Genomic DNA, 15,395 nt, shown 5'->3' with positions numbered 1-15,395 from the left:
CCTTGGACTTTGTTCTTAGCTCAAACTTTAATAGCTTAGAAGAAAATATTAAAAGCACTATTAAAGAACTTGCTAATTAAGCCACGCTCTTGGGTATTAGCAAAATCACCTGTACCACCGTATTGAATACGAGCATTAGCAATTCGTTGTGATGACACTGTATTGTCCGAGCTAACATCCTCGGAGCGGACAATGCCAGTTACACGGATATATTCATTACCGTTGTTAAGCATTAACCACTTTTCACCACGAACTACTAGATTACCATTAGCCAATACCTTAACTACGCTTACGGAAATATTACCACTCAAACGATTTGACTGGCTGGCATCAGAAGATCCTGCAAAGTCAGAACTATTAGTAAGACCTACAGAGGTATCATAACCATGAGCGGTAACTGGACGACCGCCTATATTTAAGATACCCATATTAATGCTATTTTCCTTACCCATAGAGGTTCCAGCATTTTTAGATGCAGTGGTACGCTCGTCTAAGGTAACACTAATAAGATCGCCAACTTTATGTGCACGGGTGTCTGTATATAAGCCATTATTCGACGAATATGGATTAAACAAACTTCCGCTTGGTACAGCTGTAGTGTAGTCCTCTTCAGGCAATGCAGGAGCAAAATCTGGATCATCTGGCTGAGGGCCCATAGCATCCAAAGCACAGCCTGTTAACATGAAAGGGAAAACAGCAGCTAGCAAACAAACTTTAATATTCGCCATTACAACACCATATATTGTTCAGTGACAAAGTTGTCATAAGCTATTAACTAAAGCTTGCTAAATACCTAGCAAGCTTAAGCATATCTTAAACTGACTGAATTAATGAACCCATCATGGTGTCTACAGTGGTGAGCACCTTGGAGTTCATTTCATAAACACGTTGTGCCTGAATTAAGTTAACTAATTCCTCAGTTACCTTAACGTTAGAAGTTTCTAACTGGCCTTGACGAATAGTACCAATACCATTTTCACCAGCTACACCCTGGATTGGGTTACCAGAGGCAGAGGTCTCTAAGTAGAGGTTATTACCAATTGGCTCTAAACCAGCTGGATTAATAAAGTTAGTTACAGTGATCTGACCAATGTCTTGAGCTTGGGTCTGACCAGCTGTTTGTACTGAAACCTGACCATCAGTAGAAATGCTAATACCAGTTGCATCTTCTGGGATGGTGATTTGAGGTAATAAGGTATAGCCCTCAGCAGTAACTAAGGTACCTTCTTCATTACGGGTAAACTGACCATTTCTGGTGTAAGCAGTGGTGCCATCTGGCATCTCAATTTCGAAGAAACCATCACCCTTAATTAAAAGATCTAAGGTGTTATCAGTGGTCTCAACATCACCTTGAGCAAAGTTCTTTTGGGTAGCAACAACTCGAGAACCAGCACCAACCATTAAACCTTCAGGTAAGAAGGAGTCAGCAGTGGAACGACCGCCTGGCTGATTAACCTTTTGGTATAAAAGATCTTCGAAAATAGCACGGCTCTTCTTATAACCTACAGTTGAGGCGTTAGCCAAGTTATTTGAAGTAACAGAAATATTAGTCTGCTGGCTGTCCAAACCAGTCTTACAAATCCATAAAGCTGGGATCATGATTAGTAGCCTCTTTAATCAAAGCTTAATAAACGGTTCTGCGCGTCGTCCATCTCGCCGGCAGATTGCATCATTTTTACTTGAGTATCGTACTGACGCTGAATGCGAATTAGACTAGTCAATTCTTCGACAGGGTTTACGTTAGAAGCCTCTAACATACCGCTTTGCAGAGCAACTGCTTCGTCCATTTCTAAAATAGCGCCATTACGGGAGCGGAATAATCCGTCATAACCTTTTTCAATGGTTCTGACATCTGGATTAACTAACTTGATGCGTTGATAGGTTTCAACCACGTTGGCATCTGCGCCCATTGGCTTGCCAGTGATATAACCATCGGAATTAATATCAATTTGATCTAATGGAGCAGGTAAAACAATTTGGTTACCATTTTCATCTAAAACGTCTAGGCCGTTTGAGGTGCGCAAAACACCATCAGAACCAATAGACAAGTTGCCATAACGAGTATAGGCCTCACCACCTTGGTTATCACGTACAGCAATAAAGCCATCGCCTTGCAGCGCAACATCCAAAGTACGACCAGTAGTTTGCATGGCACCACCATCAAAGTTGTAGCCAGGCATTTCAGTCATAGCAAAAGCACGAGTAGGGAACGCATTACCAAAGACGCTCATAGCGCGAGTGTTCTCAAACTCAGCCTTAAAACCAGTGGTATTGGCATTTGCTAAATTGTTAGAACGAACTGACAAGGAGTGAAAGTTTTCCTTGGCACCCGCCATTGCGACCCATAATAAGTTGTCCATAACCCCTCCAAAAAATCATTAGATCACAGTCTCTACAGCAAGGGCTGTGCCATGGCCAATAAACGGCATATATATGCGGCTTTTACATATATAAAAGTCAGTTTTTTGAACTACTAATAAATTTTTTGTACTAAAAAAATAGATACCCTACACTACAGCTCCTTAAGACCTACTCTCAAAGTTCACTGCCCCTACTGAGCGCTCTACCCTCAGCGTTTTAGGTATTGCACCATAGCGCTACGCTGCGCTAGCGCTGTGCTGTCGACGCTCTAACATAGTAGCTTGGCTTTTGATTTTGTACTGTAGCAGCTTTTCTGGAGGCTTAGTGCTTTAAGAACTGTGATGTGTCGCTGCGCTTGAGCGCTGCCATAAATACGATCTCTAGGGAGATGATTTGAAAGGATAATAATGATTATTGTGGTGGTGGTGCTGACTCTGTTTTCTTTGGTTAGCACCAATACAAAAGGCCAGCTAATGCTGGCCTTTTGCGAGGATTAAAGTTAGTTAAAACTTTTAGATTACAAGGTAACGCGATTTGCCTTGTCGAATGGAATTTCGCCCATACCATTGAGGTTAAGCTTAGTATCAGATAAGGTCTTACCTAAAGATACAGAGGATACGAAACCTAAAGCCTTAACAGGAATACTTACGGTCTTACCGCTAGAGTCAACACCTGTTACTTCGATAACATAACGGCCTGAATTACAGAAGGTATATTTGTTCTCTTCACCATCAGCATCTGGCTTAGAGTCTCCGTTTCCAGAGTTGCCATTACCAGAACCAGAGCCAGAGCCAGAGCTGCCTGAACCGCCAGCGCCACCAGCACCGCCATTAGCATCACCACCTTCACCTGCAATGGCATTTTCAGCAATCTTAGTACCATTATCGGTATTAGGAGTGGTGCTACCATCAGTAGAGGTATCACTACCATTGCCATCAGGCTTAGCCTCTGGTTTTACAGGGCCATCAGGAGAGAAAATTCCTGGCCAACCATACTTAATTTCACCAGTAAGAGAGTTAGCTTCATCTTTATAAACTACCTCTCCTGTTACTGCGTCCTTAATGGTCAGCTTAACATTAGAGTAAGTATTCTCACCTGCATCTACTGCCCAAAGAGCAGGAGAAGAGGCGCTGCCACCATAGTAGGCCTTGTTTTGATCAGTATATACATAAGTACCAATCAAATTGGTAGCATTCATAGCTGCTGTTGTACCTACTTGAGAGAGCACGTTATCCATATTGGTATTAATAGAGTTTAAGCTCTCTACCATGGAAAGTTGTGACATCTGAGTAACCAACTGATTGTTATCAGCAGGCTTAGTAGGATCCTGGGCTTGAAGCTGAGTGGTTAAGAGTTTTAAGAAGTCTTCTTGGGATAAAACTTGATCTTTAACCTTAGAAGATGCCTCTTTAATAGCATTCTCTTGAGTTTGAACGCCAGCAGAACCATAGTCAAAGTTGGAGTTATTGCTATTACTACCATTAGTACTAGGGTTTGAACCGCCAGCGCGGGTATTATTAGCTACTTTGGCTAAACCATTGGAACCATCATTATAAAAAGTGGTTGGATATGCATCCAAACTACGATAGCTGGCATCTGCCAAACTATTAATAACTGAGCCTGCCATATCATTCCTCGCATTAGGCTATAGAACAATCAAACACTAATATTTGACTGTTTTTGCTCTTAAAACTATTACTTATAAGCTAAGAACACACTAACTTAGGTTTTATACATGAATTGTGCCAAATTAATAATTTGTTCCTCGAACTTATTATAATTTTTTCATTTATGCTCGAATAAGAGAATATGCTAGGCTCTTATCTGTAAGATAGTTTTATACTAGTTTTCAATAATATTGAATCTTTCAAATACAACATCTCTATTTTAGACTAAGGTTTTTTATGAGCATTTTGCAAGAACAAGACGTATTGAAGTCCTATCGTATTTTAGGCATTGGAGCCACTACTCTAATTGGCGCTCAGCATGAGGGCGATTTAGACTATATGGCTGCTGCTTGGGCAGGCGTGTGCGATTATGATAAAGGCTATGCTGTAGTTGCTGGCGATCACTACACCCGCAAGCTTATCGAAAAATCAGGTAAGTTTATCTTGTGCTATCCAACAGCTTCTATTGTTGAGCAGACTATGAAATTAGGCTCTATTTCTAAAAATGATGATCCTAATAAGATGGAACACTGCGATATTGAGCTTATTAATGAGCCAGGCTTTAGTATTCCTTTAGTCAAAGGCTGTGCAGCTTACTTAGAGTATGAGGTCATTAAAGATCAGCATAGCGACAACCCTTATGAGATGATCTTTGGTAAATGCGTTCGTGTAGTTAGCGACTCTAGAGTCTACAGCAACAATCATTGGCACTTTGATCAAGCTCCTGATGAGTTGCGTACTCTACACTATGTAGCTGGTGGCCACTTCTTTGCTATTGGCAAAGAAATTATCCTTCCAGAATACGGTGATTAATTTTTTATTTTGCATAAGCAAAAAAAATCGCTCTATTGTCTAATAGGGCGATTTTTTTGTATGAAAACTAGGGAAACTAGCAAATTACAATAATTAGCTTTGACCTAAACGTAAAGTTTGAAGCAACATGCTCTTAGCACTGTCGGCTACCTGTACAGCTGTTTGATAAGAGCGTTGGGCACTCATCATATCAGCCATTTCCTCAACAGGATTAATGTTTGGACGATAAATATAACCGTCAGCATCAGCTAATGGGTGGTTAGGATTGAACTCACGAATAGCAGCAGCATCGGACTCAATCACACCCTTTAAGGAAACACCAATACCATAAGGCTCACCAGTAACTGGATCGCAAGGCTCACCTTGTTGTTGGTTGCGAGCTAAAGCTTCTTCCCAAGCAGCGGAGAATAAAGGACGACGAGCCTTATAGGTCTCTTCAACAGATGATGATACGGACTCAGCATTAGCTAAGTTGGAGGCTGTAGCATTTAAACGCACTGACTGTGCATTCATGGAAGTACCAGCAATATCTAAAATTCTAAAAACGCTCATAATGACTCTCTAAAATTCTACTTAGCCCCAGATAAAACAATATCTCTCTTTATATTTAAAAAAATCTCTTTAATGCTGGGGACAAAATTAACTGCTTCTAAGCCAAAGATACAGGTCTAAAATGTTATTGACCGCCCTTTAAGGCACTTCTGAGCTTGGAAATACGACCATTGAGGAAAGATAAAGTTGCTTGATACTCAATGTTGTTACTCATGTAATTCATACGCTCAGTACTTACTTCTACAGTATTGCCATTACCAGTATCTGGCTGGAATGGATTGCGGTACTTCATGGTGATCTTAGGATCTTTTAAAGCTTCAAGATCTGAAATATCCATATGGCCATTTGCAGTCTTGGTCATAGGAGCATTGTTGTTCACCATTTGTAATTTGGCAGCCTGTGATAAAGCCTCAGCAAAGTCTAAATCACGAGCTTTAAAGCCTGGAGTATCTGCGTTAGCTAAGTTACCTGCTAACACCTCAGCACGATTATTACGAACGCGCATAGTGTGTTGGTGAATACCAAACACTTGATCAAAACTTACAGCCATTAAAATCATCTCCACTCGTGTCAAATATCAAACACGATCTAGTCTTCATACCCTCTTTCTTTCAAAAGTTGTGCCACGTCACACAAAAGGCTTATTTATCGCATTCTTAACCAACAAAACTCCACTATTTCCCCTATAAATAGAGCCCTAAAAATTAACTATCTAAAGCTCCAAGGTTCGCAATCTTGCTAACTTGCGCTTACATATTTAATTGCTAAATTCCCCCAAACATCAATGTTGGTAAGCAAGCTTAAGCTTAGGTGTTAGGCAGTGTTGAAATTGAAAGTGGAATGGGCGCTTATGCTAGGCTAACGCTGGCGCTAGTGCATGCTCTATTGCTAAAGATACTTAGGATAGGATGGTATAGCTGATATGACTGGTCAGGCAGGTTTGGGCCTAGCCAGGACAGGACAGTCATGGCCAGCTAAGCTCAGCTCAGCCTGGATAGCTGGGAACTAAGCCTGGCTGGCTGGGCTGTAGCTGTGATGATATAAAAAAAGAGCCTGTCGCTAAAATTTAGGACAGGCTCTTATGGAGATTAAAGAATTAAAGTGCTTATGACTTTAAGCGGTAAGCAATACCTGGGTTGCAACGAATCATTTCGTACTTATCAGAAAGGCCCTGAATTGACTCAGAGGAGCCTAAAATTAAGTAACCACCAGGATTTAAGCAATCGGCAAACTTGTTTAAGATCTGGCTCTTTACTTCGTTAGAGAAGTAAATTAATACGTTACGACAGAAGATAATATCAAAACGGCCTAATAAGCTATAAGAACCTAAAAGGTTCATTTGCTTGAAGTTGACCATGTTCTTAATCTTGTCGTCTACACGCATTACGTTTGGATCTTTAGTTGGCTTAAAGAAGCGTGCTTTACGCTCAGCACTTAAACCACGAGCTAAGGCATGGTTGTCATAGTGAGCAAAGCGACAACGATCTAACATCTCAGGAGAGATATCAGTGCCAATGATCTGACATTGATCTGGGTTTACGTGGTTCATGGCTGTAGCCTGCTCTTGCACAATCATAGCAATAGAGTAAGGCTCTTGACCTGAGGAACAAGCAGCAGACCAAATACGAACTGGCATCTTAGCGCTCTTAGCAAGCTCTGGAAGAATTAAGTTCTTTAAAGCTAAGTAAGGATAAGTATCACGGAACCATAAGGTTTCATTGGTGGTCATAGCATCGATTACAGCAGAGCTAATGTCCTTATAGACATTTGGCTGCATAGCACGATTAATGAGCTCATCAATGGTTGCTACCTTAAAGCGTAATAATAAAGATGATAAACGGCTATTTACTAAATAGTGCTTGTTATCACCTAAAACAATACCACTTTGATCTTCAATGTATTTGGCAAAACGACGATATTGTTCGTTTGATACAGTACGTGACTGAACCTGAAGACGATCTTGGGTAGTAGGTAAAATATCTGGATTACGAGCAGCTACAGAATCATATCCAGCTTTTTGAGAAGCAATAGCTAACTTAGTAATACCAGGATAATCAGAAGGAGTAAACTGTGCTCTTTGAGGACCAGAGGTGGTCTTACGCATTACAGATGCAATAGCATTACCACTTTTATGGTGGTGAGGAGCTAAAGGCTTACCTGCGACATTGCTAATAGTGCTAGTACGTGAGCCAAACAAAGAGTTAGATGGGCGAGCTGTAGTTGCATTAGCAGTGGTACGAGCTGGCACATTTTGACTGTCTGAGTCCTCAGCTGATCTTCTTCCAAATAAAGAAGTTCCAGTGGTACGAGATACCAAAGTATTTGATGGATTAGATTCTGTACCAAAACGGTTCTGCGGATTATCGGTCATACTAACCTCAGTGTGAAATTACTCTTAATAATCGAGACGATTATCGTTAGTAACAGACTTGAATATTAGTAATGCACTATTCAAGCCCTTATTAAATCAAAATTTGATTGGCAAGATTAACTATGTTGACAATCAAAGCTCACTTTAACAACTCATATAAGTGCATTAATTATACGCTGCATTATTCTTAGAAAACTAATTGTTTCAAATAACTCTTTAAGAATACAACAGCGCATAAGTTATTAATTTCTTGAGCGCATTATCAAAATGCCAAGCACTCAAAAAAGTTGTAACGCTATTAGTGTTATGAGTTGTTATAAAAAATTCTTTTACTAGGGCTATTTACCCTATATTTAAGAAAGGACAAAATAAGGGAGAATGCTTATATATAAACAAACTTTCATTATCAGCAAACTAATTAATAAAGATTACGTAGCTTGCTAAGCGCACTCCTTATTTAAATGAATGTCCATTCTATCACTAGAATTACACTTATTTGAGAAAAGCTAGATGAAAAATAATAAAGCTTTCTCTCTAATGCTAAATTTAAGTTGCTAAAACGCTAAAAGTTATGCATATTTGCTTTAATAAGCTCATAAAGCATTAATGAAATATACTAGTATGTAACACTATTAATTTCAGTAAAAAACAATATGCAATATAGCCTAAATTGATGAATTTTTCCATATCTAGAAATAGCTATATGGAAAAAACTCCAAATTCTATGTTTTAGCTTAATTATGCGCTTTAAGCTGCAAAAAAGCCTAACCTTAGACCTTGCAGAATAAGCGTTAGGCTTTTGTAAGTTTAATTGGTTAAAACACAATAACTTATCTTTGATTAGAGCGCATTACACAATCAGCACCAGACTTGCCTTCAGTGACTAACTCAATACCCTTTTCTACAGCTGCGGCTAACTCTTCTGGATTGAACTTTGGAATAAAGTCATTAGCGCCTGCCTTAGACACCATGCTTTGATTGAACACACCAGATAAAGAAGTATGTAAAATTACATAAAGATCACGTAGTTGTGGTGAGTTTCTAATGTTAGCACATAAGGTATAGCCGTCCATTTCTGGCATTTCAACGTCAGAAATAACGAGGCTTATGGTTTCTTGAATCTTATGACCATTCTTAACTAAGTCATTAAGCATATCAAGAGCTTCCTTACCATCATGTGCTTCCATAACATCCACACCAATTTCGGTAAGGGCACGCTTAACTTGCTTAAGTGCAATCTTAGAGTCATCAGCAACCAATACTCTGGTACCCTCAGGTACGCGAAGATTCTTGATAGCATCAGACTCCATATGAGAGCTAATAGGAGTAATTTCATCTAAGATCTTTTCTACGTCTAAGATCTCAATTAACTCACCGTCAACCTCAGTTACTGCAGTCATGTAATTGGAGTGACCAGCACCCTTTGGAGGAGGCATGATCTTATTCCAATTCATGTTAATAATACGCTCAACATTAGATACTAAGAAAGCGTGAGTTGAACGGTTATACTCAGCAATAATGATATAGCACTTGTCGTAATTCTTAGTTGGACGACCGCCAATTGCATAAGCTAGATCGATAACTGAAAGAGTATTACCACGAATATGAGCAACACCAATTACAAATTGGTGGAGACGAGGCATAACAGTAAGACGAGGACAAGGTAGCACCTCGCGTACTTTAAATACGTTAATACCATAACGCTGTGATAGACCAGACAGTCTAAAGAGTAATAACTCCATTCTGTTTTGACCAACCAGCTCAGTTAGCTGATTGACTTTATCCATTACGCCAGCCATCTAAATCCCCTTACTTTGCAAAAAGTCCCAGAAAAAAAATTATTACCCAACTGACAACCACGTTAGGTCTACTCACAATCGCAAAATCTATATTATGTCATCAAAATTAATGTAGTTAGCCTGTTTTTGCAGGCACGCATGGCATAAAAGGCTGACCACGCACTTTACAACAAATACATCCAAATAAAGCCTCAAGCATATGGATGTTAGTGACACAAATTCCATACCTAGCTATTATTATATCTAGCATGACTTAGATCAAGCCTTTAATATAGGCTCATTGCTTCACAATATCTCACTAATATTACATGTTTTGATGCGCTCATATAATGGTAAAAAAACAATATTTAAGCCATTATACAACTATGCAAAACCATAGTAAGACTGAGCAATAGCACCAAGAAAAATTGATTAAATTTATCGCTAAATATTTGGGCTATTTTGATTGTCAAAAATATATTATAGCTATAAAAAGAACTTTATCTTACTTAGGCTGTGAGTAAAATCACAAGCAAAACGCAAAAATAACAGAACTTATGCAATTACAGTTTTGCCTGTCAGAAAACAAAAAAACCGCTTTGCTAAAAGCATTGCGGCTCTTTTAAGGGGTAACAAGGTGCATAGACATGCCCTTGTGACCAAAATTGTTTAGAAAATACTTGCTAGAGAATTTTCTGAAGCAATCATTTTCTCAGCTACACGCTCGAAATCGAACTCCAAGGTACCATTCTCGTACTGCTGCTTGAGGGCAGCTACTTTCTCGTAATCAATACCGTCAGATCTCTTGGCAATATCGGCTGCCTTGGAAAGTGTTTTGGCCTTCTCGGTAAAAACTACGTCATCAATGCTAGGAGCAGAAGGTACAGAAACTGGCTTAACCGCTGCTTTAGCTTGTTGGGTAGTAGCTCTACGGGCTTGAGCCACATTCTCGGGCATGGCCTTAATCGCATGATCACGTAAGATGTCGATTGCCATGTTGTTATCCCTCTTAAAACTTCTTAAATCAAAATCTTGCTAACAATTCAATATTAACTATCTGCATCATCAACTAACTTAGCTAGTTAGCTTGGACTTAGTAAACCAATTAATACTGGCTTTGATGCGCATTAATCTAAAGAAGCTCTTTAGATATCTCTTTCTTTATACTTAGAGGCGGAAATTGTAATTCTTGATAAGAAAGAAATCACTACAATTTCATTTCCTTTGATTAATCTAACGGATGGCAATATCTTTTCTAAAGGCTTATATCAAAAAAAATTTAAAAAATTTTAATTAATTGTTCGACAGCCATCACAATTAGCTATAAGTTTAGCCAAAATCTTATTGGCCACATTTGTATGTGAGCCAAATTTGACCTTTTTACCTCTTAGTAAGAAATCAAAAATTTTCTAAGCACCATTTTGGAACTTTCACAAAAAAACTGCAATTGCTCCAAATTTATTAACTAAATAGATATAAATATATTTAGAAAACTACTTGAACCTCAGATGGTGCAGAGACTACTGCCGACACTACCTTTTGTGACTTAAGATTACGCACTCTAATAGCTTGATTAATGCCACCATCTTCAAGCGCAATACCTGTAGTCTTCAAGGCTAAACCATGACTTTTAGCAACAATACTGACCTTATCATTTTTACAAACTACGCAAAAAGAGTTGGAACGTATTTGGTCACCCTCTTTAACATCACGCTTTAAACGAGAGCCCACTAAAATATTAGGGTCAGATACAGCTGTAGTTAAATTAGTATCATCATTTAAATAGATAGTCTTTAAGTCTGAGGAGCCAATAATGCTACCACGAGTAAGATTTCTTGATGCTACTAAAGCAGGAGAGAGCATAGCAACTTTTACAGGCACATATATGGTGTAAGAGTTCTCTGGCTTAGAACAAGTTATCTTTACTTGAGAGGTGCTTTTAATTTCACTACCTTTTAACTCAGCAGTTAAATAACCTGTACAACGGCCACCATAATTACGACGCTCATCAAGCTTTCCTGCCTTTACCTCAATTTTCTTGTCGCCATAATCTTGGTTTTGGAATTGGGCCAAAATATATTGCTCGGCAACAGTTTTTAAAAACTCAGCCTCTTGTGGAGTGGCGCTGACGGAAGATATAGCCTGAGCTCCCATAACCAAACCGATTATAGGTAAGGTTACTAAAGATCGTATTGGAATCAGCTTGTTTACCAAGAGACGTAAGCGCATATTACAACCACCTTACAACACTAAAATTAATCTCATGCAAGTATATATTGAGATCTAAGTAGGTAGCAACTAACAACCTCTTATCACTCTAGCCTTTAATGCAGTAAAGACTAATCATAGCTTGAGATTCTTATGTATTGCTTAGCAAAAAGAAAAAGCCTCTAATAAGAGGCTTTCATAAGCTGCTCCTAAGTAGCTAATAAGTAAAAGAACAATGCTCACGTAGCACTAACCACGCACTACAATAAACTTGTCAGCCAATCCTGGCTCTGTATCCTTAATAAATTTTTTGATTTCCTCTACAACCTTATCCTTCTTGCGCACATCATCTGCCATACTACTGCTGCCACTACCGCTACCTTTAGGCTGTGCCTTTGGCTCAGCAGCCTTAGGTTCAGTCTGAGGTTTAGATTGAGCCAGCTCTTGAGGCAGAGCCTGAGACTGAGGAAGATCCTGAGGCATAGCCTGAGCCTGAGGCTTATCATTATTACTGCCCTCATGGCTCTCCTGAGGCTTATCTGGGCTCAAAGTACTTGCAGACTTAGTTGCGCTCTTTTCCTGCTCTAAGCTGTGATCTGGTTTGCTCTTAGCGCTCAAAGACTGACCTTGAGAACTGGAGCTTTCTGCATCTTGAGACTTAACTTCGTGAGCATTAGGCACTTGGTCTTGGTCGGAGCTTGATAAAGGATCAGTTTTTTCAAAGCTTGCATCTTGGCTATCTACAGCCTTAGAAGCTTTAGCCTCCTTGGTTTTAGACTTGGAGGTCTTTGAATTTGATGATTTGCTTTTAGCTCCTGAGCTGGTAGTTTTAGCCTCAATAACGTCAGGCTTTAAGAGATCTGACTCTTTAAGATTATCTTTGCTATTAGCAGCTACAGGCGCACTTTTATCAAACATGGCCCGTAAGGAATCTTCGCTTAATAAGAGACGTTCAACTATCTCTTTAGAGATATTTTGCTTTCGAAAATCCAAATACTCCTCAACATTACTAATAGTGCGAGGCAATTTATCAAACTCGGATACATAGCCAAAAATCTCAAAAGTCATTCTCATGACAAAGGCAAATTCTTTAGGCTCTAAACGAGCAGCAAAACCATGTCTAACTGCATCAGTGATGCTTAGCTGATTGTCACTCAAATACAAGCGAATAATACGTAATAAAGAGCGTGTTGATAAAGGCACGCTTAAATGAGGGTTAAGTTCCACTTGCAGTGAGGCTAAATTATCAAGCTCACTTAAAGATAAACTTACCCCATCATCATCAAAGGTCTGTTTTTCTAACAACTCGTCTATCTTAGGTACAGTATTGTCACTAACTAATAAATCTAAGTTGCCAGGATAGTCGTGATAGTTATCCTTAAAGAAATTCTTCATCTCAATTAAGAGATCTTTGTTAGTTTTACTAACGCCCAAGCCAGCTGCAAAACGTAGCTCTCTAGCTAATACTGCAAAGTACTTAATAAGATCTGGGTTGATATTAGTAAAATTCTTTAAAATCAAATTTTGCTCAAGATCGTAGTCAGGATAAGTGCACTCAAAAAAGATCCAACGATCCAAAAATGCCTTATTTTGCTTACGCACTCCTAAGTAGTTACCACTATTGTCGCCTAAACCTTTGCTATTGGCTGTAGCCACTACTCTAAAGAAAGGATGAGGATAAATCACCTCACCATTATTGGCATTGACACAGAGAGCTCTACCCTCTAAAACATCGTTTAGTGCGGTTAACTCGCCCGCACTCATAAGGTCAATTTCATTAAGCAGTAAGATCTCTCCATACATCATGGCTCTACTTAATGGGCCGTACTCAAAAGTGATTTGTCCTTTTTTCAAAATATTATGACCAATGAGATCGGCCACCTCAGAGGTTTGACTTAAGGTAATACACTCAACAGGCCAGTCTAGACGGGATGCAATCTCTAAAATTAAAGATGTTTTGCCACAACCTGTAGGGCCACTTAAAAACAAGGAATCGCCATGATTATTTTGTAGATGTCTTAAGATCTGCTCTAAATTATCTGGGTCAAAAACGTATTGTTTATTCTTACTTGGAACCAATGGACTTAAGCTTAGGTCATACTCAGGCAAGTAAAAATACTCAAGATTAATCTTTTCTTCAAAGCAATCTTTAAGGGCAATCTTTCTTTGCTTAACATCACTACCAAAATTAATAACGTGAGCATGATTAGAGCTTGATAATGTGCTCTGTAACAACTCATGCTTGAATACTATCTCATTACCCTTAGTAGCTTTACCATTACCATTACCATTACAAGCTGTATTTACAGAAGCTTTACCCTCTGCACCTTCCATATTCTCATTAGCAGCCTTGGTATTAGTTTTAAAGTGTCTAGCATGGACAGTCTTAGGGCCGCAAGGTGGATAATTAGAAAGTTGCCCTTGATTGTTTAAAGGTCTTCTATGCTCTTTGTCAGAGCTAGATTCCATCACCTCCAAAGAGGCCTCTTCGTTAAGTGCTAAGTTACCATCCACCACTGCACCACAACAATCATCACTCTTAACTACCTGCTCTTGATTAGCAGTTGCCACTTGACCCTTATAAACATCACTCTGACTAACAGTACTGCCAGTATTGTAGTTTGCACCGCCCCCATAGCCATTAGCTTGACACTGTCCGCTCTGTCCCATGCCTTGGCTCTGTCCTTGGCTCTGGCCAACGGCCAACTCCTGGCCCATGGCTAAGCCTCTGCTAACACTCTGCCCTTGGCTCATAGCCTGACCATAACTACAGCTCTTATTTGAGCTTTGGTTTGAGCCCTGGCTATTGCTCTGGCCTTGGCCCAGGCCCAGGGCCTGGGCCTGGCTCTGGCTATACACTTGGCCATTAGCCATTGCCATATTTGGTCTTGGGCTGAGGCCTTGATTCATCATTGGTACTGGTGCTTGAGTATAAGCATAGTCATTGGCTCTAGCATTATGAGTGCTACTGTTACTAAAGGCCTGGGTAGAGCTTGAGCACTGATTTACCCTATCTTGTGCTGCATATAATCCATAAGGCTGCTGATTAGACTGGTTATAACCACCATTTTGATTATGCCCACCATTATAAAATTGCCCTGCTCTAGAGCTCATAGCAGCGCATTGAAAGGCAGGGATACCTAAATTTTGGTTCTGGCCTTTGGCCTGTCCTTGCCCTTGGGTAAAACCCAGGTTCTGAGATTGTCCCTGATTTTGAGCAGTAGCTTGGGTAAAGCTCTGAGTCTGGGCCTGTGCCTGGGCATGGGCTTGAGTTTGAGCCTGGGTAAAGCCTTGGGGCTGATTAGGGGCTTGCCATGGATTATAGGGAGCCATATTGTTATTGTTAGCTCTTGGAGCTTGGTAGCGATTTGGCTCCCAGGCGTTGAAAGCTCCTTGATTATTAGCCATAGCCTGATTGGAGTTCATTAGGCCTGATGATAAACCAGAGTTATTTTTTACGACTAAATTGGCTGGGGCATTAGTTGGGACATTATTAGCCCATGGATTAAAATCCTGACAATTTGCACTCATAAATAAAACGCAAGCATACTTCCACCTATCAGCGTAACGCTAGTGGAGCATCATTGCGTCCTCCTAAATTTAAATTAAATAATTCTCTACCCTTAGTTAAGGCACGTTAAGAGA

At 39.6% G+C, this 15,395-nt stretch carries 12 protein-coding genes; 1 reads left to right on the top strand and 11 read right to left on the bottom strand.

Annotated features, from left to right (window positions below):
- Positions 1–35: 35 nt before the first annotated feature.
- From flgH to MXE38_RS00775, 4 genes are all read right to left on the bottom strand, one after another.
- A complete protein-coding gene (gene flgH / locus MXE38_RS00790; RefSeq protein WP_246910043.1) occupies positions 36–728 on the bottom strand; it encodes a flagellar basal body L-ring protein FlgH in 693 nt (230 codons plus the stop codon).
- Positions 729–813: 85 nt separating this feature from the next.
- Positions 814–1,599, bottom strand: coding sequence for a flagellar basal-body rod protein FlgG (flgG, locus tag MXE38_RS00785; protein ID WP_246910041.1), 786 nt, complete (start codon positions 1,597–1,599; stop codon positions 814–816).
- 14 nt (positions 1,600–1,613) lie between these two features.
- Positions 1,614–2,360: a flagellar basal body rod protein FlgF gene (locus tag MXE38_RS00780; RefSeq protein ID WP_246910038.1), complete on the bottom strand. Its 747-nt coding sequence runs from the start codon at positions 2,358–2,360 to the stop codon at positions 1,614–1,616.
- Positions 2,361–2,878: 518 nt separating this feature from the next.
- Complete coding sequence (locus MXE38_RS00775; RefSeq protein ID WP_246910036.1) at positions 2,879–3,988, bottom strand: flagellar hook capping FlgD N-terminal domain-containing protein; 1,110 nt, start codon at positions 3,986–3,988, stop codon at positions 2,879–2,881.
- Between the two features lie 277 nt (positions 3,989–4,265).
- On the opposite strand from MXE38_RS00775, the gene MXE38_RS00770 reads away from it, so the two are divergent.
- The gene (locus MXE38_RS00770) at positions 4,266–4,841 is read left to right on the top strand and encodes a flavin reductase (RefSeq protein ID WP_246910034.1); all 576 of its coding nucleotides are present in this window, start codon (positions 4,266–4,268) and stop codon (positions 4,839–4,841) included.
- Between the two features lie 93 nt (positions 4,842–4,934).
- Here MXE38_RS00770 and flgC read toward each other — a convergent pair whose 3' ends face one another.
- The 7 genes from flgC to MXE38_RS00735 form a co-directional block, all read right to left on the bottom strand.
- Positions 4,935–5,393: a flagellar basal body rod protein FlgC gene (gene flgC / locus MXE38_RS00765; protein ID WP_246910032.1), complete on the bottom strand. Its 459-nt coding sequence runs from the start codon at positions 5,391–5,393 to the stop codon at positions 4,935–4,937.
- A 124-nt stretch (positions 5,394–5,517) separates the two neighbouring features.
- Complete coding sequence (gene flgB, locus MXE38_RS00760) at positions 5,518–5,943, bottom strand: flagellar basal body rod protein FlgB (protein ID WP_246910030.1); 426 nt, start codon at positions 5,941–5,943, stop codon at positions 5,518–5,520.
- 555 nt (positions 5,944–6,498) lie between these two features.
- A complete protein-coding gene (locus tag MXE38_RS00755) occupies positions 6,499–7,764 on the bottom strand; it encodes a protein-glutamate O-methyltransferase CheR (protein ID WP_246910028.1) in 1,266 nt (421 codons plus the stop codon).
- Between the two features lie 830 nt (positions 7,765–8,594).
- On the bottom strand, positions 8,595–9,563 hold the full coding sequence (locus MXE38_RS00750; protein ID WP_246910026.1) for a chemotaxis protein: 969 nt from the start codon (positions 9,561–9,563) through the stop codon (positions 8,595–8,597).
- A gap of 648 nt (positions 9,564–10,211) precedes the next feature.
- The gene (gene flgM, locus MXE38_RS00745; protein ID WP_246910024.1) at positions 10,212–10,538 is read right to left on the bottom strand and encodes a flagellar biosynthesis anti-sigma factor FlgM; all 327 of its coding nucleotides are present in this window, start codon (positions 10,536–10,538) and stop codon (positions 10,212–10,214) included.
- 489 nt (positions 10,539–11,027) lie between these two features.
- Complete coding sequence (gene flgA, locus MXE38_RS00740) at positions 11,028–11,771, bottom strand: flagellar basal body P-ring formation chaperone FlgA (RefSeq protein ID WP_246910021.1); 744 nt, start codon at positions 11,769–11,771, stop codon at positions 11,028–11,030.
- A 228-nt stretch (positions 11,772–11,999) separates the two neighbouring features.
- Positions 12,000–15,281 (bottom strand): MoxR family ATPase, encoded by a 3,282-nt coding sequence (locus MXE38_RS00735; RefSeq protein ID WP_246910018.1) that lies wholly within the window; start codon positions 15,279–15,281, stop codon positions 12,000–12,002.
- Positions 15,282–15,395: the final 114 nt, after the last annotated feature.

The sequence above is a fragment of the Anaerobiospirillum sp. NML120448 genome (genome assembly GCF_023050945.1).
Lineage (GTDB): Bacteria > Pseudomonadota > Gammaproteobacteria > Enterobacterales > Succinivibrionaceae > Anaerobiospirillum.
Note: the sequence above shows the minus strand (reverse complement) of the source record. Positions and strands in the feature narration are given on the sequence as shown.